This is a genomic window from Serratia sp. HRI (assembly GCF_010119335.3).
Taxonomy (GTDB): domain Bacteria; phylum Pseudomonadota; class Gammaproteobacteria; order Enterobacterales; family Enterobacteriaceae; genus Serratia; species Serratia nevei.
Window position 1 is genome coordinate 4,402,859 of record NZ_CP083690.1, and the last position, 24,583, is coordinate 4,427,441.

21 protein-coding genes, 1 tRNA gene and 2 pseudogenes are annotated in these 24,583 nt (G+C 46.5%); 11 read left to right on the plus strand and 13 right to left on the minus strand.

Annotated features, from left to right (window positions below):
• Positions 1 to 79: 79 nt before the first annotated feature.
• Complete coding sequence (locus GF111_RS21090; protein WP_154724287.1) at positions 80 to 1,456, plus strand: hypothetical protein; 1,377 nt, start codon at positions 80 to 82, stop codon at positions 1,454 to 1,456.
• Between the two features lie 75 nt (positions 1,457 to 1,531).
• Here the strand turns inward: GF111_RS21090 and bamE are convergent, their stop codons facing one another.
• The 4 genes from bamE to GF111_RS21110 form a co-directional block, all read right to left on the minus strand.
• Complete coding sequence (gene bamE, locus GF111_RS21095; protein ID WP_154235557.1) at positions 1,532 to 1,834, minus strand: outer membrane protein assembly factor BamE; 303 nt, start codon at positions 1,832 to 1,834, stop codon at positions 1,532 to 1,534.
• Positions 1,835 to 1,936: 102 nt separating this feature from the next.
• Complete coding sequence (locus tag GF111_RS21100) at positions 1,937 to 2,605, minus strand: hypothetical protein (RefSeq protein ID WP_047730225.1); 669 nt, start codon at positions 2,603 to 2,605, stop codon at positions 1,937 to 1,939.
• Between the two features lie 310 nt (positions 2,606 to 2,915).
• A complete protein-coding gene (locus GF111_RS21105; RefSeq protein ID WP_047730226.1) occupies positions 2,916 to 4,220 on the minus strand; it encodes a relaxase/mobilization nuclease domain-containing protein in 1,305 nt (434 codons plus the stop codon).
• Positions 4,189 to 4,629, minus strand: coding sequence for a hypothetical protein (locus GF111_RS21110; protein WP_047730227.1), 441 nt, complete (start codon positions 4,627 to 4,629; stop codon positions 4,189 to 4,191). The genes GF111_RS21105 and GF111_RS21110 overlap by 32 nt, the downstream gene beginning before the upstream one ends.
• 251 nt (positions 4,630 to 4,880) lie before the next feature.
• Between GF111_RS21110 and GF111_RS21115 the strand changes: the two genes are divergently transcribed.
• Both GF111_RS21115 and GF111_RS21120 read left to right on the plus strand, forming a co-directional pair.
• Entirely contained in the window at positions 4,881 to 5,243 is a 363-nt protein-coding gene (locus GF111_RS21115; protein WP_063863018.1) for a hypothetical protein, read from the plus strand.
• A gap of 61 nt (positions 5,244 to 5,304) precedes the next feature.
• Entirely contained in the window at positions 5,305 to 5,769 is a 465-nt protein-coding gene (locus GF111_RS21120) for a hypothetical protein (RefSeq protein WP_140440698.1), read from the plus strand.
• Positions 5,770 to 5,965: 196 nt separating this feature from the next.
• Here GF111_RS21120 and GF111_RS21125 read toward each other — a convergent pair whose 3' ends face one another.
• From GF111_RS21125 to GF111_RS21135, 3 genes and pseudogenes are all read right to left on the minus strand, one after another.
• Positions 5,966 to 6,502 carry a hypothetical protein gene (locus GF111_RS21125; RefSeq protein ID WP_154235534.1) on the minus strand — a complete coding sequence of 179 codons (537 nt, stop codon included), beginning with the start codon at positions 6,500 to 6,502 and terminating at the stop codon, positions 5,966 to 5,968.
• 53 nt (positions 6,503 to 6,555) lie between these two features.
• A pseudogene (locus tag GF111_RS21130) lies at positions 6,556 to 6,965 on the minus strand (tyrosine-type recombinase/integrase); the annotation flags it as partial.
• Between the two features lie 236 nt (positions 6,966 to 7,201).
• Positions 7,202 to 7,744, minus strand: a pseudogene (locus GF111_RS21135) (tyrosine-type recombinase/integrase); the annotation flags it as partial.
• A gap of 113 nt (positions 7,745 to 7,857) precedes the next feature.
• On the opposite strand from GF111_RS21135, the gene hxsD reads away from it, so the two are divergent.
• From hxsD to GF111_RS21160, 5 genes are read left to right on the plus strand one after another with little or no spacing between them, the layout of a single operon-like run.
• Positions 7,858 to 8,130: a His-Xaa-Ser system protein HxsD gene (hxsD, locus tag GF111_RS21140; RefSeq protein ID WP_023302415.1), complete on the plus strand. Its 273-nt coding sequence runs from the start codon at positions 7,858 to 7,860 to the stop codon at positions 8,128 to 8,130.
• Positions 8,130 to 9,518, plus strand: coding sequence for a His-Xaa-Ser system radical SAM maturase HxsB (gene hxsB / locus GF111_RS21145; RefSeq protein ID WP_047730229.1), 1,389 nt, complete (start codon positions 8,130 to 8,132; stop codon positions 9,516 to 9,518). The genes hxsD and hxsB overlap by 1 nt, the downstream gene beginning before the upstream one ends.
• Positions 9,511 to 10,623: a His-Xaa-Ser system radical SAM maturase HxsC gene (gene hxsC, locus GF111_RS21150; protein WP_071845381.1), complete on the plus strand. Its 1,113-nt coding sequence runs from the start codon at positions 9,511 to 9,513 to the stop codon at positions 10,621 to 10,623. The genes hxsB and hxsC overlap by 8 nt, the downstream gene beginning before the upstream one ends.
• A complete protein-coding gene (gene hxsA / locus GF111_RS21155; RefSeq protein ID WP_071845382.1) occupies positions 10,620 to 11,255 on the plus strand; it encodes a His-Xaa-Ser repeat protein HxsA in 636 nt (211 codons plus the stop codon). Before hxsC ends, hxsA begins: the two co-directional genes overlap by 4 nt.
• A gap of 44 nt (positions 11,256 to 11,299) precedes the next feature.
• Positions 11,300 to 14,557 (plus strand): AAA family ATPase, encoded by a 3,258-nt coding sequence (locus tag GF111_RS21160; RefSeq protein ID WP_080346909.1) that lies wholly within the window; start codon positions 11,300 to 11,302, stop codon positions 14,555 to 14,557.
• A gap of 167 nt (positions 14,558 to 14,724) precedes the next feature.
• Here the strand turns inward: GF111_RS21160 and GF111_RS21165 are convergent, their stop codons facing one another.
• From GF111_RS21165 to GF111_RS21180, 4 genes are all read right to left on the minus strand, one after another.
• Positions 14,725 to 15,990, minus strand: a complete 1,266-nt coding sequence (locus GF111_RS21165; protein ID WP_047730231.1) for an integrase domain-containing protein — start codon at positions 15,988 to 15,990, stop codon at positions 14,725 to 14,727.
• Between the two features lie 206 nt (positions 15,991 to 16,196).
• Positions 16,197 to 16,273 (minus strand) — tRNA-Pro (locus tag GF111_RS21170).
• 78 nt (positions 16,274 to 16,351) lie between these two features.
• A complete protein-coding gene (gene yejM / locus GF111_RS21175) occupies positions 16,352 to 18,139 on the minus strand; it encodes an LPS biosynthesis-modulating metalloenzyme YejM (RefSeq protein ID WP_147190407.1) in 1,788 nt (595 codons plus the stop codon).
• 9 nt (positions 18,140 to 18,148) lie between these two features.
• Entirely contained in the window at positions 18,149 to 18,376 is a 228-nt protein-coding gene (locus GF111_RS21180) for a YejL family protein (protein ID WP_004935782.1), read from the minus strand.
• A 211-nt stretch (positions 18,377 to 18,587) separates the two neighbouring features.
• Here GF111_RS21180 and yejK point away from each other — a divergent pair, with 211 nt between their 5' ends.
• Positions 18,588 to 19,595 carry a nucleoid-associated protein YejK gene (yejK, locus tag GF111_RS21185; protein WP_047730233.1) on the plus strand — a complete coding sequence of 336 codons (1,008 nt, stop codon included), beginning with the start codon at positions 18,588 to 18,590 and terminating at the stop codon, positions 19,593 to 19,595.
• Between the two features lie 84 nt (positions 19,596 to 19,679).
• Here yejK and rplY read toward each other — a convergent pair whose 3' ends face one another.
• Together rplY and GF111_RS21195 are read right to left on the minus strand one after the other, a co-directional pair.
• Positions 19,680 to 19,964, minus strand: a complete 285-nt coding sequence (rplY, locus tag GF111_RS21190) for a 50S ribosomal protein L25 (RefSeq protein WP_019453645.1) — start codon at positions 19,962 to 19,964, stop codon at positions 19,680 to 19,682.
• 162 nt (positions 19,965 to 20,126) lie between these two features.
• Positions 20,127 to 21,884 carry a DEAD/DEAH box helicase gene (locus tag GF111_RS21195; protein WP_047730234.1) on the minus strand — a complete coding sequence of 586 codons (1,758 nt, stop codon included), beginning with the start codon at positions 21,882 to 21,884 and terminating at the stop codon, positions 20,127 to 20,129.
• A 318-nt stretch (positions 21,885 to 22,202) separates the two neighbouring features.
• On the opposite strand from GF111_RS21195, the gene rsuA reads away from it, so the two are divergent.
• Positions 22,203 to 22,916, plus strand: coding sequence for a 16S rRNA pseudouridine(516) synthase RsuA (rsuA, locus tag GF111_RS21200; protein ID WP_047730235.1), 714 nt, complete (start codon positions 22,203 to 22,205; stop codon positions 22,914 to 22,916).
• 41 nt (positions 22,917 to 22,957) lie between these two features.
• A complete protein-coding gene (locus GF111_RS21205) occupies positions 22,958 to 24,154 on the plus strand; it encodes a Bcr/CflA family multidrug efflux MFS transporter (protein WP_047730236.1) in 1,197 nt (398 codons plus the stop codon).
• The last annotated feature ends 429 nt before the right edge of the window (positions 24,155 to 24,583 follow it).

Below are 24,583 nucleotides of genomic sequence, written 5' to 3' on the forward strand. Positions count from 1 at the left end.
AGTACAATTTTTTGATTGGATCGTCAATAAGAAAAAGCTAGAATCCTTAGAAGGACATAGGTTTTCATAGGGTTAAGATATGACGATTGCGAAGGATAGTTCGACTGATGAAATCATTCATGGAAATGATCTCCGTGGAATGGATGATTTTTACATTAAGACAACGAGTTTTGAATGCCCATACGAGCCTTGTAAAATTAAAGCCACACCTTGTAGTTTTACTATGAAACATGTTAATCAATCATATTTTAGATATGGTGATAAACATAAGGATGGATGTGGTATTCATGATCCAAGATATAAAAACAATCATACTTCAAATGACGAAAGAAAACATAATTCGCCACCTGCTCCGGTTATATCACTTTTAAAAATTGATGTGAAGCCAAGAGGTGGTGTTAAAAATGCCAGAAGTAGTAAAAATGAAAATCACAAGGATGAAAAAAAAGCTAATGAACATCCTGTATCTTCATCAAGTATTAAGCCAGTCGTTGACTATTACATAAATAATAGCAATCATAATGAACAGCTATCAATCCCTCCATATGGCACGCGATCTTATAAAGATACGTTTCAACTTATTTTTTACAAAAACAACATACGTTATTACAAACCTGCAATTTATTATGGTGTAGTCCAGTCTAATATTCGTCTGCATGAAGATTCAGATAAACATTGTATAACTTTCCTCGCAAGGGATAAGAAGACCCAAAAACCATTTACGCTTGAAATTGATGTTTCTGACTGGAATAAAAGTCAGAAGGATGTGTTTTGGAAAGAATATGAAAAGCAAAGGAAGGAAGCTGATAGGTATTATAAGGGACTTAAAGATAAAAGGAATGCTAAAAAATACCTGACGGTTTTCTTTTTTGGGATGCCGGATGAAAATAATAAGTTTCTATTTAAGACAAACCACTTTAAATTAGTATATGTGGCTTTCTTGGGTAAATTTGAAAGCTCATATAATGATAGTAATTATTACATTGAAAATGATCTGTCTGTATCATCATTGAATGAACAACCCATTTCATTATCTGATATAGACCATAAAAATCATGAATATAATATTGAAACTTCATTAGATTTTAGTTCTCCTTTGCCAGAGCCAGAGCCAGAGCCAGAGCCAGAGCCAGAGCCAGAGCCAGAGCCAGAGCCAGAGCCAGAGCCAGAGCCAGAGCCAGAGCCAGAGCCAGAGCCAGAGCCAGAGCCAGAGCCAGAGCCAGAGCCAGAGCCAGAGCCAGAGCCAGAGCCAGAGCCAGAGCCAGAGCCAGAGCCAGAGCCAGAGCCAGAGCCAGAGCCAGAGCCAGAGCCAGAGCCAGAGCCAGAGCCAGAGCCAGAGCCAGAGCCAGAGCCAGAGCCAATGAAATCCTCTTTAAAGGAAAATACTGAGACTGTAGAAATGAATAGTAAAGTTTGGGGGAGGCTGAAAAAGATAATCACTTTCTTTAAAAAGTGATTTATGTTTCTGTAAAAAGCCCGTAGGTTTCAACTGCGGGCTAAATTTTCCCTTGATGCTGGTTTTGTCTTTTATCTAAAAAATGCCAGTCTTCACGTTGCTTGTTCCAGCATTAAAGATGTATGTGCTGACTTTTTCGCCTTTGAAAGAAACTGTCAGAGATTTAGTTTGTGAGTCTGCGCCAGCTGCAAGCAGTCCTACAACGGGGATGAAAGAGGTTGCTTTGGACTGGCTGTTATACATAGTGTATGACCATTGTTCTTCACCATCGATCAAAGAACGGCTGTCAGGTTCACCGAACGATGCTAACACGTCCTGTTTTGTAGTTTTGCCTTTAACAATTTTAGTTTTCACACTTTCCTGCGTCTCATTTTTCAATGACTGGTTGCCTACTGAAGAACAACCTGCCAAGGTCAGAAAAACGAATCCTACGATTATGATTTTTTTCATACCACACTTTCCTTTTTTTATTTTTAAATTTTAGCGCTTTACTGACTCAATAAGATTTCTAAGTTCATTTTCAAATTTCTGGCTTCGTCTTTTCATCAAATTGATACAAATAAAACTTCCAACTCTTGAGAAAAGATATGTAAACCACATGTATTTGTGGTCGCTCCACATGTAGCCGTCTTTAAATCCCCAGGGTAGTGTGAGAAATGAAATAAGTGCAGCAGCACAAAGTAAAATGAAAATAACGGTGAGAAACTTTGGAACAGGCATTGCTCTGTAATACGATGCTGTGGAGGCAGTATGAAATAGCATTGTCAGAAAAGCGGGGATAATAATGGTTTTTCTTTTTAAGTTTACCTCGTGTTCACCCGTTTTCTTATTAACGATAAGCGCATCTTTATATGCATCATACGAACCATTCTCACTATATTGGCGAAGTTCGTATTTATGGATAGTGTGTGAACTTCTGAAAGGGATACCATAGTCAGAAATCTGCTTCTCATCCCCTGTGTTGGTTTTTACCCAGATATGACCGTTGCCTGGATCGGAGTTGATGACAGTGGCAGAGAAAGTCTCAATAAATGTGAAAGTTTCACCAAACAGCACAAAATTGGGTGTCGTGATTTCCGTTTGCCGAGGATCATCAGAAAGACCAGCTTCAGCTTCTTTCTTCCTGCTTTTCATAGCGGAGATGCTCATACAAGTTCCTTAGTGTTCAAAATGAAGTCATATTCGGTGATGTATGAAACCGTCCAGGCTTACAGTTGAGATGGTAGTTGCCATTTCAAACCCTGCTTTTGAGCTAATGAATAAGTAAATAGACTAGTTAAATCATATCGTTAGATGATTGCATGTAAATTGACATTTTGACTTAGTTCGTAAGAAACGCAAATCACTTGTACCGATCGATTATGAATTAATGATAGATATAGGCTATCAACACTAGGTTATCGATCGGTATAAACGATCAATATGTTGGGCTATATTTATCAAAAAAGGTTTGCCAGCCTTACATCGAAAGCGATGTTCTTCTGGAATGAGGTGCTGATTCGATGAGATTTTTTTGGGGGATAGGCATAATCTCTACCACTCTCACGCCAGTGATGGTTTTGTGTTTTCGAGGGCGTTTAAGGGTTGGTATTTTGAGGTTTTTCAACATACGATAAATTACATCGAGGTAGGGGATGTATTCCAACCACCTGAAGGCTGAAACTGCATAGCTTCGGTCGGGGGCTTCTTTTAACGATTCTTTAGCACCAGCACCATCTTCTAAGTGAAACTGCTTTACAGAAGCGTTAGTGTATTCGTCCTGACCAGCAGCTCGTTTATCGAGGATAAGCGATTCGACAGGACTGTTAAAGTCTTCTGTTGTGATTTCATGGGGATGTGTTGCTATGGCACTATCAGGCGCTTCGCTAACCGATGCCTTACTGACTGAGGGCATTTTCAATGCAAACAGGAAAGCATTGTCGCGTTCCGGCTGGTAATCTAGCCTGTTTTGTAAGGCAGACCAGGAATAACCTTTACCTAACTGCGAAGCTTTGAAAGCGATCCCCTGATATTCGAATGAAAACCCATTCACTTTCCCTGTTGAGGCAATATTCGGAAGCGCTTTGATATTGTTGGCGGCAAGCTGCATCACGAAATCAGTGGTGGATGGTTTATCGACAAGTAATGCTTTCAGAGCTTCCTGGATAACCGATTTGGGTGATAGCTCTCCTTTATACTTCTCCATCATCGCTTCGTTACGCGATAGCTTTTTAGGCTTCGGTATTGCGATTATCGGTTTTTGGGGCAGGGATTTTCTGGATAGCGAAGCTGGAGATGGTGATGCTACCAATTCTGGCCCTTTGGTTTTGGTCAGTTGGTGATCTATTTCTAACTGTTGGATGATACGGGTGCTGATGAGGTTTTCATTTTTGCCCAAGTAAAGGCTTCTATTGGATAGATCTATACGACTGGCAATAATGTGGATGTGCTGGCCGGCCGCATCATCATGAAGGACATAGCATCTGAGGTGCGTTTCAGAGAAGCCCATTCGGGACATGTAATCATCAGCAATCCCTGACCACTGAGCATCTGTCAGCGCTTCGTTTTTCGGCAAGCGAAGCGAATTGTGCCAGACGGGTTTAGCAACATCCGGGCGAAGCTTTTTTGTAGCATCAAATTCAGCTATTAGATCTCCAGCATCACTTCCATCCATATTCCCACCAATGACATAAGGTGTGCATTTATGCTGAGAGCCTGGCTTTAATGCGTAGAGAACGACACCAGAGAAGTTTTTACCCCTGCTGATTTTTTGCATTCCCTTCATCAGAAGGTGATCTCCATAGGTCGGCTGTGATCAGCTTCATGCGAAGCTCAGATATCTGGCGCTTCACTGCGAATAGTTCTGTGTGCGTCAGAGAGCTACCCTGGCTTTTATTATCCAGATGAGCGACAAGCTTGTTCAGCTTCTGTGAAATTTCGCTCAGCGATTTCCATGCTTCGAGATTAATCGATGGAATAACAAAGGGGAGGTTATGCAGAAACGCCATACGAAGCCATTCGCCTTTACGATGACGGCCACGTCTCTCATTGAGAAGCGTTAGCTCTTCATCATTTAATCTGACACTGACGCAATGAGAACGAATCTTGTTGTGCGAGAACTTCGCTTCGTTAACGCTTCCATTATGAGAATGCTTACTCACAACGATCTTATTAAAAGTATTACTTGCGACCATATTAACTCCTTTTCATATAATTAAATAAAAGCATATTCCTTATGCTTAATTTATTTATATGATAGGAACTAATAATGTCAATGCAGTGTGTTGATTTTGCTTTTAATTTTTTTCAACCAAAGGGCGAAAAAACAAGGGAGAACTCGAAGAAGCAGCGTAGCGCTTCGTAGAGTTAGCCCTTGCTTAAGTTGACAAATTCGTTTTTTCTTTTAAAAGATATATTTGTAATTTAAAATAGTTCTGGGGTGCGTATGGATGAGAAAGAAATAATAAAATTTGTAAATAAAATAAATCTCCAAGGAGACGTTTCTAAAGAGATTGATCGTCTTGATTTTAAGGATTATATGTCTGTTATCTTTTATTTATCTACACATGAAGGATTCGGAGAGGCTGAAAGAAAGCTCTTCCCAAAGAGGAATGATAAATTATGTATTGAGAATAAAAAATATCATATAATTAACGGTGGGGTATCAATTCCATTTTCTATTTTAGATTTGGAATGTAAGCTAAGGGAAATAAAGATAAAACACCAGAGAGAAATACTATCAAATACGATGTGTCAGAATTGTTTTCGTTGTTCGTTCAGACCGACAGGAGCTATTAAAAGAATATAAAGTTGTTGCGGTTTTATGGTTAATTGTCTAATATGTGAGCTTTTATGATAGAGAATTAACTATGCAGCGAAATTTAATCATAGATAACTACACTAATTATCTGTCTAATTTACCGTTATATAAACTCCCAAGAGGAATGCTATTGTATAGGCTGGTATTATTAGAAGAACCAATATTTCCAAATGGATACTGGTATTCTTTTAATTCAAAATCAGCACTTGCATATAAAGGTTTCGGAGGTGAATTTGTTTCAAAAGAATCATCCTCTTTTTATCTTTATGAATTTAAAACAGGAAAAGCATTAGATATGGTTCAATTTACTGGTGGCCATATTATGAAGTTCTCTAGTTTCTACACTTCGTATCCAAACCATGAGCAGATAAATAATGACTTGATTGCTGCATTAAATAAATGCAGTGCGCTGTTAGATGGTGTCTTTTTTATTAAGGATATAAATAATGACAATGAGGTTTTTTTGAGCAACCCAGAAGAATGTCTTGAGGTTGTTAGTGTTTCTAAGGTTTGATTTTCAACTTTTTTATCTGGTGGTAATGGAATCCACCAGATAAATTTCGTAATAAGTCCTTTTAGCTCTTTTCGACGGTAATATCTTTTATATTACTCCATTTTATATTCTATATATTAAATGATAGGTTTTTAACGATAATCCTTTTCATTCAACCATTCGATAGATTTATTATCAGCGTTGTAATGTACGAATATTATTCCAGAGGGGGTTTGTATCCTTCAGATATATATCCTATGGATTCCAAGGTTGCAATCCCTGAATGATAGTCAGAAAGAAAATCCATAAATCTATTAGCGATTAAACCATAATCAGCTTCATTTGTTGCTTTAGGTATTAGTAGTTTGAATGTATAACCATCTTCTGCTTCTGCCAGAATTGAGAATGCAAGAGAAAATGGACTGCGACTACTGATTTTCCCCTTGGTACTAAATAGTGTTGGCTCAAACCTAGGGGTCTTCATTACTTTTGTTGTTAAGTTTGATAGGCTTTCCTTCATGGATTGGTAGTGATCTTTCCCCATTTCTTTCAGGAAGCCATCAAAGTAGCTTTTAGCGATGAATGCAAAAACAACTGGAAGTATGAACCACTCAGCACAGGCCATTGGACCTGTTGGTTCTCTGGACTCAATAACTAGATTTAAACCTTGTACTTCTACATCGTTTTCAAAATCTTTGAAAAATTCAGCGGGAATATTTTCATCGAAAATTATACTAATATCTGATTTCTTCACATTATCTCCAAAGATACGTATTGCTATAATTCAGTACAGTATTTTCCATTAATTTATCCAGCCACAGAAGTAATACTCGTTGCCCCAAAAGAAGCCGCTTCCACATGCTCACACCACCAGTTCATCATCTCTCTACGTTGTTCCAGATACTGTGATCTGTTGTAGACTCTTCTGACTTCGTTAGTGCCGATATGTGCTAACGCAGCTTCCATCACGACAGGTGGAAAGCCTTTCTCATTCGGAACCGTTGAGGCAATAGATCTCATACCATGAGCGACAAGAAGATCTTTGAAGCTCATACGTTTTAACGCCTATTCGCTGTCTGACTGTTCATTGTTTCAAGTGGATCGCGATAGCTTGGAAAAACGTATTCCCTGTGCTTAGTGATGGGCTTCATCACTTCCAAAATTGCCAGAGCCTGTTCAGAAAGCAGAACGACGTGCTCACGCTTCCTCTTCATACGGCAAGCCGAGCATTCCTAAGATAACGAGTTTGCCGCCCAATATTGGCAAAAGCCGAAGTTTTCATCGAAAACGGAAGCGGTTCTAGTAAGAGACTAGGCTGGAAACGAGAGCATAATCTATTATCGCATTCGCATTCATAAAAAAGTATCCCATCAGTAAACTATGACCTACTCAGTAAAGACTTTGTTCCTAAATTTCAAAAGTTTAATTACTGAAAAATGGTACTGCTGCATCATTAGCTTGTAGTTTCTGATTTAAGCTGTGCCTTGGCAGAAATTGCTCCCATACTCGTCCTCCCAAAAGAAGCCGCTTCTACATGTTCACCCCACCAGCTCATCATATCCCTACGCTGTTCCAGATACTGTGGTCTGTTGTAGGCTCTTCTGACTTCGTTAGTATCGATATGTGCTAACGCAGCTTCAATCACGTCAGGTGGAAAGCCTTTCTCATTCAGAACCGTTGAGGCAATAGATCTCATGCCATGAGCTACCAGCAGATCTTTGAAGCCCATACGTTTTAACGCCATATTTGCTGTCTAACTGTTAATCGGTTCAAGTGGATTACGATAGCCAGGAGGAAAAACGTATTCTCTGTGCTTAGTGATGGGGTTCATTCTTTCCAGAATCACCAGAGCCTGTTCAGAAAGCAGAACGACGTACTCACGCTTCATCTTCATACGGCAAGTCGGGAGACGCCATTCCTTTGCCTCTTTATCTATCTCATCCCAGCCAGTCATTCAAGCTTCTGCTGGACGAGTCATGGTAAGCAGTTGCCATTCAGATGCTAACATCCTGTAACATATTAATTAAATGGTGTATCCTCATTTCTATAGGAAAAATCCGCTTTAAAGCGGTTGCTGATTGTGATTATTAGTTTTGTGAGGTAATGGCAATGTGCGAAAGGATGTTTAAAAAAGATGTTTATTCTGAATGGGTTATACGCAATAGCCTGTATTGGATGACTTCTCTTACTCAATGGAAGCTTTGTGAAGATATATCCTCCTGGACAATCTCTTTTGAAAACGATAGTCCCGAATGCCTCTATGAATTCGAGAGGCTGCTGAATGATTACACTTTGCGAGAAAAACTACAGCATAAAACAGGGGCGTTGAGAGATTCTATTGTCCATAAAGTGCTTCGCAGTGTCGATGAAAGGCTTTCGTAATGGAATTGATGCCATTCAATTTTGACAGATTGCCTAATGGACAGGTGTTTATAAGCAATCTCGCTGGTTTTCATCACTTCATTGATGAGCAAGAGCTGCTTGATCTTTCTGATGAGCAAATCAATGCGGAACAATCAAACGCACTTGAAAGCAAGCTGTTCATAACCAACGAAAGCTCATCAGCTATTGCTCCCTATGCTTTAAGTTCTGCTTTTGCAAAACGATTGATGAATGAACTGGCGATCAGGCCAATTTTCATGATTGTGCCCACATTACGTTGCGACCATACCTGCAAGTATTGTCAGGTCAGTAGAGCTTCAGTGAACGCCTCTGGTTATGATCTAGATCCCGATCTCATCCCTGATATCATTTCGACTATTAAAAAACTATCGACACCACCTTACAAGATAGAGATACAGGGTGGAGAGCCACTCTTGCGGTTCGATTTAATTCAGTCTATCTATGAGCAATGTACTGAAACGCTGGGAAGCACCGATTTTGAGATGGTGATAGCATCAAGCCTGTCTGTCTTTAATGAGGATATGCTTGAATGGTCGAGAGACAGGAACATAACGTTCTCTGTTTCGCTTGATGGTGAGGAAGTTGTTCACAACAGTAATCGAATTCTTGGTCATGGGCTTGCGTACAGTAGAACAGTGTCAGGGGTAGAGGCTATCAAACGGTCTTTAGGCGCTGGTCGCGTTGCAACGGTTACTACAGTTACTAAAGATCTTATCAGGCACCCTGAATCGATTGTCCAGGCTCACTTATCTCTTGGCCTCAAGGACATGTTTATCCGACCTGTTAGTCCCTATGGGTTTGCACAAAAAGCATCGTTCACCTTTTCTATGGACGAATACTTCAGTTTCTATTCCTCTTTGATAGATGAAATTCTTAAGATCAACAAAGAAGGGATAAGGGTTGTTGAACATTCGGCCTCCATTCATCTGAAAAGGATCTTCAATCCCGGCTTTAGTGGTTATGCGGATTTAAAGTCGCCAAGCGGGGTCGTGCTTAACAGTATTCTTTTCAATTATGACGGTCGAGTATATGGTAGCGATGAGAGCCGTATGTTGCAGAAGGTGAACCCGGAAACGGAGTTCAGTGCGGGTGAGGTTAAAACGCTATCATTTTCTAAGAGTCCTTACTATAACGCAGTGTTGAGTTCATCGTTCAATTTTGCTCTGCCAGGTTGTGATACATGTGCATATCAACCATTTTGCGGTGCAGATCCATGCCAGAACATAAGTGTACAGGGTGAGCCTGTTGGTGATAGGAGTCGTTCAACGTTTTGTCAGTATCACAAGGGGATGTTCAGGTATCTGATGAACTGCATCTCAGAAGGTGGTCCGAAGGCTGAGATGCTAAAAGGATGGGCATATGTCTGAGGTTATTAGGAACGATATCTTTCATTTTGCTTCAAAAAAGAATGTGCCCACGGGGTTCTATCGGTTATGCAAACAAAAACCAATGAACCCTTTATTCTTTTTGCCCAATTTACTGGTAGTTGCTGAAGGCAATAATGATGCCATTCAACCATGCTTTGATTTCTCTGTTATTAGCACTGAATTATATGAGTCAATTGAAGATGGAGATATTGGGATAATCAACAATGGCAATATGATACGCGTAATTCTGTCCCGCAGAGCCAATCATAATACTGTCTTAGTAACGGAACGCTGCAATAACTTGTGTCTGTTTTGTTCGCAGCCACCAAAGAAATCAAATGATGACTGGCTACTTACCCAATCAGCTCTTGCTATAGCTTCATTTGGTTTGGATGGAGTTGTTGGGGTCAGTGGTGGAGAACCTTTGCTGTATGGAGATGATTTCCTTCACTTCATTGATTTTATCATCGAGAATTCACCAGATACTGCTTTGCATGTTTTAACAAACGGACGCAAATTTGCTGATATCAACTTTACTCAGGAAATGGCAAAGCGAAGCAAAAAGATCAAAATCACCTTTGGTATCCCGCTCTACTCATCAAGACCACTTGTGCATGATCATCTGGTAGGGAGTGATGGCGCATTTAATGAAACGGTTAAGGGGTTAATCAATGCAGGAAACTCAGGGATTAATATCGAACTTAGAGTTATTCCGACACTGGCTAACTATACAGAATTGGATGATATTGTAGAGTTCGTTGGCCGAGTGTTCTCCAACATTAATCAGATTTCCCTTATGGGGCTGGAATCTATCGGTTGGGCACGAAAGAACTGGTCAACAATCTTCATTGAGCACAGCAGTTATAGTGAGAAAATAACCTCCGCCATAGACACTGCACACAGGTCAGGCATACCTCTAACAATTTTTAATTATCCTTTGTGTCATCTTCCTGAAAGAGCTTGGGAGCTTGCTGCTCAGTCGATCTCTGATTGGAAAAATTACTATCCGAAAGAATGTGATGAATGCACTCAGAAGTCTTCCTGTGCTGGTTATTTCAGTTCCTCAACAGGCCGTTTTCATCAACCACCGAGACCAATTTTATGAAAAAATTTAATTTTGCTGCTCTACTTCCGGGATTTTTGGCACTTAATAATTCTGTATGGGCAAGTGATTCATCTACCGGAGCAAGTGATTTGCCTGGTATGACTCTTAATGAACATGATTTAGTGATAGCACCACTTAACACCGAAGTTCCATTCTACATTGCAGGGCATCGCAGTCATAGCTCCCATCGGAGCCATAGTTCTCACCGATCATCATCAGGCGGCGGGTACTATGGTGGCAGCACTCCTTATTATCCAAAAACATACAGCTCACCAAGTTCATCCGGGTCTTCAAGTTCAGGAACAAGTTCCTCATCGTCCTCTTCCTCTGTGCGTTCGCTTCGTTCTAACGACAATATTAACTCTACTACTACGAATTCAGTTGGAACTACAGAAGCTAACCGTGCAAGTAATGGGCTTACTTCTGGTACAGAGAAGCGTAAGCGCTTAATCATGCGTGTTCAGTTCGCATTGCTGGACAAGGGATTTTACAATGGGAATATTGACGGCATAATGGGACCATCTACGAGGCAGTCTGTGAAAAATTACCGCATTGCGAACGGATTACCTATTCCTGCAACTGAAACGCTGGATGCTCAATTATTGAATTCCTTAAGTATTTTGGCGAGATAATTTTTTCTTGTTAAACTTATAACTTTCTTTAAGCAAGGTTAAAAATGATTAATGATGAATTTGTAGATGAAAAAAACAGTGATTTAGGGGCCGGGGAAAGGGCTTTTCTTATTGCAAAATTGGAAAGTGAAATAGAACTTCTGGCAGAAGGGGAAAATTCTTCAGCAGCATGTGAGCCTGCTAGAAATGCTCTAGTTGAGGTCGTGAAAAACATTTGTGCAATAAGTGGATCATACACAGGAGCGAATTTTGAGCGGGTTCTTGGCAAGGTTGAACTCGCGACCCAAGGGCATAGTGAGGTAGCTATAATATTTATCCGTTGTTTATCAGTTGATGGATTAATACCGATTGATGAAACGCAAAATATTATGATTAGAAAGCTAATAACTCTTTGCGAAAACTACACCCCAGCTATATTAAAGATTTTTAAAGTTGACAGGCAACAAAATCATGAAAAAATCAATCTTATAAAAAAGATCCACTCTGCAATTTGTGTTAATTACAATCCTCTAGCTCAAGTTCCAAATAACTTAAAGGAGTTCTTAACACAAAAAGAAACGATTTTAAAATGTTTAAAACATAAGGTTTATCAATCTTATTTAGAAGTTTATAATTTTATACCCATTCGTTCAAAAATTGAGGCCCTAATTGAAGCTGTTGAATCACATCTTTCTAGCGAGGGCGCAGACTATAAAACTAGTCTGGAGGAATTAGAACGAATTGTCTCTGAGTTGTCTTTTTTACTCGATGAATCGAAGTCTTTTTTTACAAAAAAATATGCCACCCCATTGCTCACAAAAATTAAAAATGAAGTGGATAGCATAAGAGAAAATTCCTCAGAAATGAGCGGTGCCGTTATTGAGCTAAAAAGGCAGCCACCTAACTCAGCAGAAAAAAGATATCCCCTTCACCAGAAAGATAAAGAATTAAAAATAATCATTCCATTCATAAATAAAGGTCCAAGTACTGCTCTCGATGTTGATATAGAAATAGATTGCGGGGGTGATGAAAATATCATAATTGCTAATGAGAAAATTAAGTGTGGAGATGTCAGGCCTGGGGAGTTTGCTGTTTGTTTAGAAGCACATATTATCGAGCCTGCAAAGAAGCTTGAGTTAACATTGGCTATTAATTGGAAGGAAATATTTGGAAGTGAAAACAGCCAGATATACGATATGTGTATTGAGGGGCAGAATGAAAAAGTTGATTGGAACGAGCTTGAGAAATTAGAACCATACAGTCTTGAGGTTGCTGAAGGAGATATGTTTGTTGGGCGTAAAGCTAAGGTAAGTAATATAGTTAATAAATTATTAAAAACACCAATGACCTCAACATATGTTACAGGTCAGAAGAGAATAGGTAAAACTTCATTAGCAAAAGCTGTTGCAAATAATTTAGAAATAGAAAACAATGATTTTCATAGTTTGTATCTTGAGTATGGAGAATATTGCTCAACTTCACCACAGAAAACTTTACAGTCACTTGGCGTAAATATCTTTAATTTTTTGCACGATTTTTTTCCTGGAACCTATCAGCAAACCCCAGATTTCTCTGAATCCTTGGCTGATCTAAATATGATGGCGAGAAGTTTAGAGTCTAAATCTCCCCAAAAACGCTTTATTATTATATTAGATGAATTTGATGAAATTCATCCAGAAATGTACCGATCTGGTCCATTAGCAGAAACTTTCTTCGCTAATCTTAGAACCTTGGCAGCCAGGAAGAATTTGGCGTTTATATTGGTAGGTGGCGAAAAAATGCCATTTATAATAGGAGCGCAAGGTGATCAATTAAATAAATTTTCACGGGAAAGTCTTGATTATTTTTCTCGAAGCTCTGAATGGGATGAGTACATCGATCTCATTAAAAAACCAGTTGATGGAAAAATTAACTGGGATGATGCGGCAATAAATGCCATATTCAATCTAACTCATGGGCACCCTTATTATACCAAACTCTTATGTTCCAAAATAGTTAATGCATCAATAAAAGAAAGAGATACTGAGATCATTGTTTCAGATGTTTCGAAAGATATGGTTTTTCTATTGTCTGAATTAGACACCAATGCTTTTGCTCATCTATGGAAGGATGGGATTAATTTTGAGAGAGAAAAGACTGAAGTTATTGAATTAAAACGTCTCAGGCTTTTGGTTTCTATTGGAAGATGTATCCGAGAGAATAGTCGAACTCTTGAGGATATTGAAAAAAACATTAATGGCTCTCAACTACTCAATCAAGAAATAGCTCCTCATCTATCTGATTTCCAAAGAAGAGAGATTATATACGAAAAAAACAAAGAGTTTTATTTTACCATCCCTCTCTTTGAAAATTGGCTTAAAGAATTTGGTGTGAATAAACTCATTACTAGTACTTTAGGCGATGAGTTAGAAGAGGGGATAAAAAGAGCGGAAGATGAGGCTCATGTTACCTCTGTTGAAATTCAAAAATTAGTTGAGAAGTGGCCATTATATCGTTCGCAAAGAGTTGATGGAGAAAGAATTAGAGCCTGGCTGGAACAGGTTCCAGATATTCTCTCACAAAGATTAATGTTCAAGCTATTAAATAATTTGAGATTTATTGCTCCTCTTGAGATAGATTCATTCTTAAAAGATGCACATTCAAAAATTGTTCGAGATACAATTGGCATTACTACGATGATAAAAAGAAGCGATCGCAGAACAGATATTCTCATAACTTCTTGTGATGGTATAGGGAAAAGTGGAACGCAATATGCTCGAATGTATGCTAAAACTAATTCCATTTCGACTAGTTGTATTGTGGATTTAAACTCGCTTATCAAAAAAATAACATCTATTGACTTAGAAAATCCGGCACCCAAAGCTATAGTGTTGGTGGATGATGTTGTTGGAAGCGGTGAAACTCTTTCAAAAGGAATAGAGGGTTTATTAAATTCTATTGGAAGTCATCTTAAAGATTTAAAGATTCCCTTGTTAGTTATCGCTCTCATTGGCACTGAAGAGGGTGAAGAAAAAGTTAATAACATTCTTAAACAACATTCTGTAATTAATAAAATTCATGTTTCGGAAATGCTCGAAAATACAAGTATCGCTTTTCCTAAAGAAGGGTTTGGATTTTGGGAGGATTTAGATGAAATGCACCGAGCTAAAGCGTTAGCTTTAAAGCTTGGGACTAAAATTTACAAGAAACCTCTGGGCTTCAATGAGCAAGGATTGCTATTGGTATTACCTGAAACTTGCCCAAATAACAGTTTACCAATTCTTTTCCAGAGCAAAGCGGGGAAAGAACCGTGGAAACCATTATTTGAAAGACCTGCATCCTAAAACAGCCTAAGAATTCCCACGACTCGATTCAGTCGGAAATTTAATGTTTGAATCGAGTCGTTAAGTTCTAAACTAATACCATTAGCATGTCGTTTGAAATGTATTCTAAAAGTAGATTCAAAATTATTTATTTTTTTAAGTAAGTGCATGAATTAATTATAATTATTTTATAAACACTTCTTCATCATGGGGGTAAGGCGTGTTATGGCCGGTATCGATCCCATACTTGTTCCACCATAAGAAGCTGCTTCTACATACTCACCCCACCAGATCATCATCTCTCTACGCTGTTCCAGATACTGTGATCTGTTATAGGCTCTCCTGACTTCGTTAGTATCGATATGAGCTAAAGCAGCTTCAATCACGTCTGGTGGAAAACCTTTCTCGTTAAGCACTGTTGAGGCAATCGCTCTCATTCCATGAGCCACCAACAGATCTTTGAAGCCCATCCGTTTAAGCGCCATGTTTGCTGTCTGACTATTCATAGGTTCAAGTGGATTCCGGTAGCCGGGGAAAACATAATCTCTGTGCTTACTGATGGGCTTCATCACTTCCAGAATAGCCAAAGCTTGCTCAGAAAGTGGAACGATATGCTCACGTTTCATCTTCATGCGACCAGCAGGGATACGCCATTCTTTCGCGTGAAAGTCGATCTCATCCCAACGAGTCGTTGACGCTTCGGCTGGTCGGATCATCGTAAGCAATTGCCATTCGATAAGACAGCGGGTTTGTCGTCCGATACTGGCAAATGCCAGAGTTTTCATTAAAAGGGGGAGTTGCTCTGGAGGAAGGGCAGGGCGATGCTTTACCTTTGGTTTATGGAATGTTCGCCCGATTCGTGCTGCGGGGTTCACAGATACCAGCCCAGAATTGAGGGCGTAATCCATCACTTCATTGATACGCTGGCTTAGACGTTTAACCGTTTCGAGTCTTCCGGCAGCGTGTGTTGGCTCTAACGCTCCGATGAACTGCTGAGCCGTGATGTTAGCAATGGGCATAGAGCCAATATGTGGGAATACATATTTACTCATAGAACGCCAGATATCGTTTAACGTATGAGTTGCCAGCCCCGCTGATTCTTTGGTTTTAAACCAGTCTCCTGCAACCTTTTCAAAGGTGCTTTCTGTGGCACTTTTTTGCCGCAACTGTTCAGTTCTTTTATGTTCCTGCGGATCAATATCTTTGCTTAATAGAAGACGGGCATCTTCACGAAGTTGACGAGCCTCAGAGAGAGATACAGCAGGGTAAGCACCAAAGCTAATCATTGCGCGTTTGCGAGTGAAAGGTTTGTAATAGCGGAATCGCCAGAGTTTTGAGCCTCCGGGCTTCACCAGTAGTTCTAAGCCATCCCCGTCATACAGGATAGTGGCACGTTCAGTCGCTTTGGCATTTTTGACTTCGGTGTTGTTAAGGGGCTTTGTCTGACGCGCCATATTATTCTCCAATCACTGGTTAGGCATATGGCTCAGACGACACGATGGATTGTATGCCTAAAGATATGCCTAAAAATGTTGGATTTCACTGTATCAGCGTAGACTTTACTAGACAACAGAAAAACAGCGGGTCTACGCAACCCACTGTTAATTCTGTTTTTTATAGTCTTGTCTGGACTTCAGTAGACAAAACGTTGGGGATAATTTGGTCGGCATGAGAGGATTCGAACCTCCGACCCCCGACACCCCATGACGGTGCGCTACCAGGCTGCGCTACATGCCGACGCTATGAAAATTCATACTACCGATTCCCGATGTTAATGCAAGCGCCTCGCCACTTGATTGCTTTAGTTTTAAGCAGTTAGTTGGCGATAAAGCGTTTTACATCGGTCAGCACCTGCAGCAACAGAGCAAGCTGCGGTTTCTCGTCTTTTATTTCATCGCCGTTGTGATCGTAGACGCGATAGTTGCCGCTGTTGTCCAGCATCAGCGTCTGCGTCGGCGTGGTGATCACCAGCTGATTGCCATCGCCGGTGGCGATCCAGTTGTTGCGGCGCTGGGCGGTGAACAGATCTTCGCCCTGCGAATAATCTTTCGGCGCGGTCTTCACGTGCAGCAACCGTTGCATCAGGGTGCGCATCACGTCGTTATGGCCGGTCAGCTTGCTGATGGTCTGGGCCGGGGTGCCCGGCCAGTGGATCACCAACGGTACCTGCAGCTGCGCCTGGTTGAAGCCGTTGCCGGCCCCCCATTGGCCTTTGCCGCTGTCGTTGAATTCGACGCCGTGCTCGGCGGTGATCACCACCACGGTTTTGTCCAGCAGGCTGCGCTGTTTCAGGGTGTCCAGCACCCGGGCTATCTGGGCGTCCACGTCTTGCGCGCCGGTACGATAGCGCTGGATAAAGTCGGCCGGCGCCGGGGTTTTGGCACCTTCGGCCGGCTCGGCGCCGCTGAAGTTGATATAGGAGAACCACGGCTCTTTATCGCCCTGAACCGTCAGCCAGCGCTGCCATTGCTGCGTGGTTTGCGCGTCGCTTTGCGGCGCCGGCGTCGGCGTCGGCAGCGAGAAGTCGGTCAACAGGGCCTGACGGTACAGGCTGGCGTTGAAGCCGTCGGAGGAGAACAGCCCCAGCTGGTAGCCCTGATCGCTGAGCGCATTGATCAGCGCCGACGGCTTGCGCCCGGCGAGCACGCTGTCCAGATAGGTCGGGGAAATGCCGTAGAACAGGCCGAACAGCCCGGTATCGGCATGGTTGCCTGAACTGTAATGATCGCTGAAACGCACGTTTTCCTGGGCGAAGCGCGTCAGCGCCGGCATGTCTTGCGCCACGTCTTTGGCGCGAATGCCGTCTACCACGATCATCAGCAGGTTATAGCCGCTGCCTTTATCGCCGTAGCTGAGATCGCTGAGCGGATATTCCACCGCCACCGCTTCCGGGTTGCCTTGTTGCACCAGGCGGCGCTCATACTCTTGCTGGTCGAGCAGGCCGTGTTTTTCGAGGAACTTGCGCGCGGTCATCGGGTACGAGAGCGGCAGGTTGGCCCGCTGCATGGTGATCGGGCGATAGAAGTTGGCGTCGGCCCAGATATAAATCAGGTGCGACGCGAAAAAGGCGCTGATAAACAGCGCCGCCAGCGGCTTGCCGAAACGGCGGCGATTCAGGCTGCGCAGCTTCTGCCAGCTCCAGGTGCCGAACAGCATCTCCACCAGGAAGATCACCGGCACACAGATAAACATCAGCTGCCAGTCGCGCGAAAGCTCGCTTTGGTCCGGGTTGACCACCAGATCCCACACCACCGGATTGAGGTGCAGGTGGAAATGGGAGAACACTTCGCTGTCGACCAGCAACAGCGTGAGCCCGGCGGTGGCCAGCGTGGCGGAAATAAATCGCAGCAGCCGCTGCGACATCACCACGAAGGTGAGCGGGAAGATCACCAGCAAATAGCCGGCGAACACGATAAAGCTGAAATGCCCCAGCAGGCTGACCAGGGCATAGACGCGGCCCAGCAGGGAAGCGGGCCAGTCGGTGACAAACAGGTAGCGGCTACCCAGCCCAAGGGCGAGCAGAATGTTGAATAAGGCGAACCAGTGCCCCCAGCTGATCATCTGGGAGACTTTTTCACGATAACGCTGACGGTTTGTCACCATAAGTCAATATTAATGCGCTTTATCTTCACGGACAGAAGCCTGCAGGGCTTCCGCGAACGATCTTGCCAGGGTTTTCCGCTGCGCGGGGGCAACGCTGGTGTTGATCAAATTAGTGACCATGTTGCCCAGCACCATCAGGGAAAGATCGGTGGGGGTATGGTGTTTTTCCAGAACATTGACCAGCTCTGAGAGCAGTTGTTCAACGTGTTCGTCACTGTAACGGGATGATTGTGGCATAAAATTGCGCTTAGTAATCTGCAAAGTGCCCTATCTTACCGTATAGGACAGTGATTTTCCGCTCTTTTATCACTTCCTGTCATTCGGGAAATCGTTTGCCCGCGCCGGGGCGGCCCCTCGCTGCGCCTTTCCGGTTTGCCGCGGTTTTTTAGTATTGCAGGGCGGGGCCTTCAGTGTTTGAATACGCGCCTAAAGAACAGGAGGATTTACCATGAGTCTGGATATCGACCAGATCGCTCTGCATCAGTTGGTGAAACGCGACGAGCAAACGCTGGACGTGGTGCTGCGCGATTCCTTGCTTCCCACCAACGCGGCGGTGGAAGAAATGATGGCGGAACTGCATCGCGTCTACAGCGCCAAGAGCAAGGCCTTAGGCCTGTTCAACGAAGGCAGCGAACTGGCGGAAGCGCTGCGCACCTGCCGCAAGGACGATAAAGACTTTCTGGCCTTCAGCCGCGCGGCGACCGGCCGCTTACGCGACGAACTGGCGAAGTATCCGTTCGCCGAAGGCGGCGTGGTACTGTTCGGCCAATACCGCTATCTGGCGGTGGAGTACCTGCTGATCGCGGTGTTGAACAGCCGTAACAGCATGCGCGTCAACGAAGAGCTGGATATCAACACCACGCACTATCTGGACATCAACAACGCCGATATCGTTGCGCGCATCGATCTGACCGAGTGGGAAACCAACCCGGAATCGACCCGCTACCTGACCTTCCTGCGCGGGCGCGTGGGCCGCAAGGTCGCTGACTTCTTCATGGACTTCCTGGCGGCGTCCGAAGGGTTGGACACCAAGGCGCAAAACCGCGGGCTGCTGCAGGCGGTAGACGACTATTGCGCCGATGCGCAGCTGGACAAGAACGAGCGCCAGTCGGTGCGCCAGCAGGTGTACAGCTATTGCAACGAACAGCTGCAGGCGGGCGAAGAGATTGAACTGCAGGCGCTGTCGCAGGAGCTGTCGCCGGTCGGTGAGAAAGACTTCATGCAGTTCTCCAGCGAGCAAGGGTATGAGCTGGAAGAGAGCTTCCCGGCGGATCGCGGCACGCTGCGGCAGCTGACCAAATTCGCCGGCAGCGGCGGCGGCATCAGCCTGAACTTCGACGCCATGCTGCTGGGCGAGCGCATTTTCTGGGATGCGGCCACCGACACGCTGACCATCAAAGGCACGCCGCCGAACCTGCGCGATCAGCTGCAGCGCCGGACCGGCAGCGGCAAGTAAGCTTGCCGAATCGCAGACAATAAAAAACGCCGCAATTGCGGCGTTCTTTATTTCGGCGTCCCGAAAGGTTCGAAAACGTAGCGATTAAACGCGAACGAAGTCGATGTGAGCCAGTTTTGGCTTGAACGGGTGACGCTGTACAGCCTGAACCTTAACTTTGGTTTCTTTACCGTCGATAACCAGAGTTACTGCTTCGCTGTAGAATTCTGGTTTAGCTTCCATGTTCTTAACAGAATCATGGTCCAATTCGATGGAAACTGCAGCTTCTTTGCCACCGTAAACGATAGCTGGGAATTTGTTTGCTGCACGCAGGCGGCGGCTCGCACCTTTACCCTGGTCTTTACGTACTTCTACATTGATAGTGAACATTGTTTTTTCTCTTAAAAGAAAATTTACCCTGCTACAGGCGACCCAAGTAGCAAGTTCGGAAACCCGCTTTAACGCTGGGCAGGCCCAGGTAAAGCGCGCGGCATTTTAACGGAAAGCCGCCCGCAGGGCAACGAAAACCTGCCCAGGTTGGGGACAGTTGGCTCAGGCCAATTGATTGGCGCGGCGGAAACGGCCTTGATAATCGAACACTTTCTCGCGCACCTGCCAAAACTGCCCGCGTTTGCGCGCCACCACGAAATCCGGATGGCGCAGCGCCTGCTGTTGCGCCAGCACGTCGGCGGCGGTGTGCCAGGCGAACGGCACGCCCGGCGCGCGCTGATGCGGGCGCAGGAACAGCATCTCGAACGCTTTGCGCTGCGCCGGCGTCTGCAGGCGGAAGCGCTCGCTGGTGCTGGTGCCGTCCTCGTCGTAATAGGTGGCCTTCAGCCATTCGCCCTTGTCGTCGCGGCCGCTTTGCAGCTCCATGCCGCCGCAGCGCAGCACCAGCGCGTCTTTCAGCTTCAGCGCCGCTTTCAGCATGTCGTCGGGATCGACCAGAACCTCCTGGCACTGATGGCAGCGGCGCGCGGCGATGTCGTTCTCCGCGCCGCAGTGCGGGCAGCTCTTGAACCGGAAGCGGTAATCGCACTGCTCGCGGTGGCCGTCGTCGTCCTCCAGCCAGCCCTGACAGCGGCGGCCGTAGTGCTCGATAATGTCGCCGTTTTCGGTGCACTTGCCCCAGAACAGGTTGGCGAAGCCGCAGGCCGGGCAGAACACCTGCACCGGTTGACTGTCGCCGTGCGGCTTGCTGACGCCGACCTCCGGCGTGAACAGGTCGTGCGGGTTGCCGGCGTAGTCGAGGATCAGGCAATCCTCCTTGCCGGGCGCCAGCCGCAGCCCGCGGCCGACGATTTGCTGATACAGGCTGACGGACTCGGTCGGGCGCAGGATCGCGATCAGATCGACGTGCGGCGCGTCGAAGCCGGTGGTCAATACCGCGACGTTGACCAGATAGCGCAGACGCTGCTGTTTGAACGCCTCGATCAGCGCATCGCGCTCGGCGGCCGGCGTTTCGGCGCTGACCAGCGCGGCCTCGCCGGTCGGCAGCAGGCCGTGGATCTCGCGGGCGTGCTCGACGGTGGCGGCGAAGATCATCACCCCTTTGCGGTCTTCGGCGTACTCCACAATCTGGCTGATGATGTGCGGCGTGACGCGGTTTTGCCGCTTCAGCTCGCGGTTCAGATCCGCTTCGCTGAACAGGCCGTTGCTTCTGGCTTCCAGCCGGCTGAAATCGTACTGCACGATCGGCATGTCCAGCCGCTCAGGCGGCACCAGGAAGCCGTTCTTAATCATATAGCGCAGCGGCAGCTCGTAGATGCAGTCGCGAAACAGGCTGGCGCCGTCGCCGCGGGTGAAGCCGTGGTAGTGATACTGGTAAATCCAGCCCTTGCCCAAGCGATAGGGCGTGGCGGTCAGCCCCAGCAGCCGCAGCTGCGGGTTGGTTTTCTGCAAATGCTGGATGATTTGCTGGTACTGGCTGTCGTCGTCGTCGCTGATGCGGTGGCATTCATCGACGATCAGCAGCGAAAAGGCGCCGTCGAACAGCGGCAGGTTGCGCGCCACCGACTGCACGCTGCCGAACACCACCTTGCCGGCGCTCTCTTTCTGCTGCAGGCCGGCGGCGAAGATGTCCGCTTCCAGGCCGTAGGCGCAGTATTTGGCGTGGTTTTGCGCCACCAGTTCCTTGACGTGCGCCAACACCAGCACCCGCCCGCGGGCGCGCTTCGCCAGCTCGGCGATCACCAGGCTTTTGCCGGCGCCGGTCGGCAGCACGATCAGCGCCGGTTCGGGATGCCGCCGGAAATGATTGATGGTGGCTTCGACCGCTTCCAGTTGGTAGGGGCGTAGGGTAAAGGCCATAAATGAACGCCGTGGGTTGGGATGGGCCGTCGGGAAGCGGCTTTGTCACCGCTGCTCCCACAGAAACCGTGACATTCTACTCCCCGGACAGCCGAAAAATTTCTATTATTATGCCTTCTGTGCGCGCGCGGTGCGAGGAGCGTGAAAATTACCTCTGTCGGGCAACGCGTTGTGCCGCTATACTCGTGTGACAGCAATCGCTGTGCCCCCACGCGATTCCCCCCCTGAACCTGCCATTTGCACCCGGTGCAACGGCGGGCGTCATATTTTGGCAATACGATCAATGCGATCATAACAACGACAGGCAAAGCAGATCCCATGCGATTGGACAAGTTTTTATCTCAGCAGTTAGGCATCAGCCGTGCGCTGGTCGCGCGCGAACTTCGGGCTAAACGCGTCACCGTGGACGGTGAGGTAGTGAAGAGCGGGGCGATCAAACTGACCCCGGAGCAAGAAGTGGCGTTCGACGGCAATCCTCTGCAGCAGCAGAACGGCCCGCGCTATTTCATGCTCAACAAACCGCAGGGCTACGTCTGCTCCACCGACGATCCCGATCATCCGACGGTGCTGTATTTTCTCGATGAACCGGTCGCGTACAAGCTGCACGCCGCCGGACGGCTGGATATCGACACCACCGGGCTGGTGTTGATGACCGACGACGGCCAGTGGTCGCACCGCGTCACGTCGCCGCGCCACCACTGCGAGAAAACCTATCTGGTGACGCTGGAGCACCCGTTGGCGGAAGACACCGCGCAGCGTTTCGCCGAAGGGGTGCAGCTGCACAACGAGAAAGACCTGACGCGCCCGGCGACGCTGGAGCAGGTTGACGCGCGCGTGGTGCGCCTGACCCTCAGCGAAGGGCGCTACCACCAGGTGAAGCGGATGTTCGCTGCCGTCGGCAACCGGGTGATCGAGTTGCACCGTGAGCGCATCGGCGCCATCGTGCTGGATGACGATCTGGCGCCGGGCGAATACCGCCCACTGACCGAAGAAGAGATCGCCAGCGTGGGCGCGCCGCACCTGCAGGACTGAAAACCGATCATTGATTGCGGCCGATTAAGGAGTCGTGGAACGTGCAACAGAACCGAACCTCTCATCTCGGTTTGATTTTCATTCTGGGCCTGTTGTCCATGTTGATGCCGTTGGCCATCGACATGTACCTGCCCAGTATGCCGGTGATCGCCGCCCAGTTTGGCGTCGAGTCCGGCAGCGTGCAGATGACCCTCAGTGCCTATATGCTCGGCTTTGCCTTCGGGCAGCTGTTCTATGGGCCGATGTCGGACAGCCTCGGCCGCAAGCCGGTGATCCTGTGGGGAACGCTGATCTTCGCCATCGCCGGCTGCGCCTGCGCCATGGCGCAATCGATCGATCAGCTGATCGGGCTGCGTTTCCTGCATGGCCTGGCGGCGGCGGCCGCCAGCGTGGTGATCAATGCCCTGATGCGCGATATGTTCACCAAGGATGAGTTCTCGCGCATGATGTCGTTCGTCATTCTGGTGATGACCATCGCGCCGCTGCTGGCGCCGATGATCGGCGGTGCGCTGTTGCTGTGGTTCAGCTGGCACGCCATCTTTTGGACTATGGGCGCCGCGGCGTTGATCGGTTCACTGCTGGTGGCCCTGTTCATCAAGGAGACGCTGCCGAAAGAGCGGCGACAGCGGTTCCACCTGCGCACCACGCTGGGCAACTTCGGTTCGCTGTTCCGCCATAAGCGGGTGCTGAGCTACATGCTCGCCAGCGCCTTCTCGTTTGCGGGCATGTTCTCGTTCCTCAGCGCCGGGCCGTTCGTCTACATCGAACTGAACCACGTTTCGCCGCAGCATTTCGGTTACTATTTTGCGCTGAACATCGTCTTCCTGTTCCTGACGACGCTGATCAACAGCCGCAACGTGCGGCGGTTCGGCGCGGTCAAGATGTTCAAGCTGGGGCTGTTGGTACAGCTGGCGATGGGGCTGTGGCTGGTGGCGGTGAGCGCCGTCGGCCTGGGCTTCTGGGCGCTGGTGATCGGCGTTGCGGTCTATCTGGGGTGCATCGCGATGATCTCCTCCAACGCCATGGCGGTGATCCTGGATGACTTCCCGCATATGGCGGGCACCGCGTCTTCCCTGGCCGGCACGTTGCGCTTCAGCATCGGCGCGCTGGTGGGGGCGGTCCTGTCGATGGCGCCGGGTAAAAGCGCGTGGCCCATGGTTACCTCAATGGCGCTGTGCAGCATCGTGGCGGTGCTGTTTTATCTTTACGCCAGCCGGCCGCGCGATCGCGCGGCCTGACGTTCTCCCGATTCGGGGCGTGTCGCCCCGCATCGTCATAGGGTTGCGCCATGCCATTTCAGGGTGCAACTGGCAATGAAAATTTTGTTGCTAAATATACGTAAGCTAATCAATTGGCCATTTTCTCATCTGTGTGCTTTTTGTTAAAAAACTCCGTCGCCGCACCACCCATTATTCCCCGGGAGGCGCGGCGTTCTGCCGGCTGAGCGCGGCGGGTGGTTTGTATTAGGATTGATGTAAATCAAGGCATTAGCAGGGTAGGCTGCGCTAACGTGGTGGGCCAAATGTTTCTTCATTGTAAAAATATGGCGACGGAAAAGTAGTCGCATTGCAAGAAAAAAGAGTTGAGATCGCTGCGGGAAAGGGTTACATATAACGCAAAAATGCGAGCTGAGTCGCAAAATGCCGTGAAATAACACCGCACGGCGC

Coding starts and splice junctions, on each gene's coding strand:
- GF111_RS21115 (WP_063863018.1), top strand. CDS start 4,881: ATGGATGAGAAAGAAATAATAAAATTTGTAAATAAAATAAATCTCCAA.
- GF111_RS21180 (WP_004935782.1), bottom strand. CDS start 18,376: ATGCCACAATCATCCCGTTACAGTGACGAACACGTTGAACAACTGCTC.
- hxsD (WP_023302415.1), top strand. CDS start 7,858: ATGTGCGAAAGGATGTTTAAAAAAGATGTTTATTCTGAATGGGTTATA.
- GF111_RS21090 (WP_154724287.1), top strand. CDS start 80: ATGACGATTGCGAAGGATAGTTCGACTGATGAAATCATTCATGGAAAT.
- rsuA (WP_047730235.1), top strand. CDS start 22,203: ATGCGATTGGACAAGTTTTTATCTCAGCAGTTAGGCATCAGCCGTGCG.
- hxsB (WP_047730229.1), top strand. CDS start 8,130: ATGGAATTGATGCCATTCAATTTTGACAGATTGCCTAATGGACAGGTG.
- hxsA (WP_071845382.1), top strand. CDS start 10,620: ATGAAAAAATTTAATTTTGCTGCTCTACTTCCGGGATTTTTGGCACTT.
- GF111_RS21110 (WP_047730227.1), bottom strand. CDS start 4,629: ATGGTCGCAAGTAATACTTTTAATAAGATCGTTGTGAGTAAGCATTCT.
- GF111_RS21100 (WP_047730225.1), bottom strand. CDS start 2,605: ATGAGCATCTCCGCTATGAAAAGCAGGAAGAAAGAAGCTGAAGCTGGT.
- hxsC (WP_071845381.1), top strand. CDS start 9,511: ATGTCTGAGGTTATTAGGAACGATATCTTTCATTTTGCTTCAAAAAAG.
- GF111_RS21105 (WP_047730226.1), bottom strand. CDS start 4,220: ATGAAGGGAATGCAAAAAATCAGCAGGGGTAAAAACTTCTCTGGTGTC.
- GF111_RS21165 (WP_047730231.1), bottom strand. CDS start 15,990: ATGGCGCGTCAGACAAAGCCCCTTAACAACACCGAAGTCAAAAATGCC.
- GF111_RS21195 (WP_047730234.1), bottom strand. CDS start 21,884: ATGGCCTTTACCCTACGCCCCTACCAACTGGAAGCGGTCGAAGCCACC.
- GF111_RS21160 (WP_080346909.1), top strand. CDS start 11,300: ATGATTAATGATGAATTTGTAGATGAAAAAAACAGTGATTTAGGGGCC.
- rplY (WP_019453645.1), bottom strand. CDS start 19,964: ATGTTCACTATCAATGTAGAAGTACGTAAAGACCAGGGTAAAGGTGCG.
- yejK (WP_047730233.1), top strand. CDS start 18,588: ATGAGTCTGGATATCGACCAGATCGCTCTGCATCAGTTGGTGAAACGC.
- GF111_RS21120 (WP_140440698.1), top strand. CDS start 5,305: ATGCAGCGAAATTTAATCATAGATAACTACACTAATTATCTGTCTAAT.
- yejM (WP_147190407.1), bottom strand. CDS start 18,139: ATGGTGACAAACCGTCAGCGTTATCGTGAAAAAGTCTCCCAGATGATC.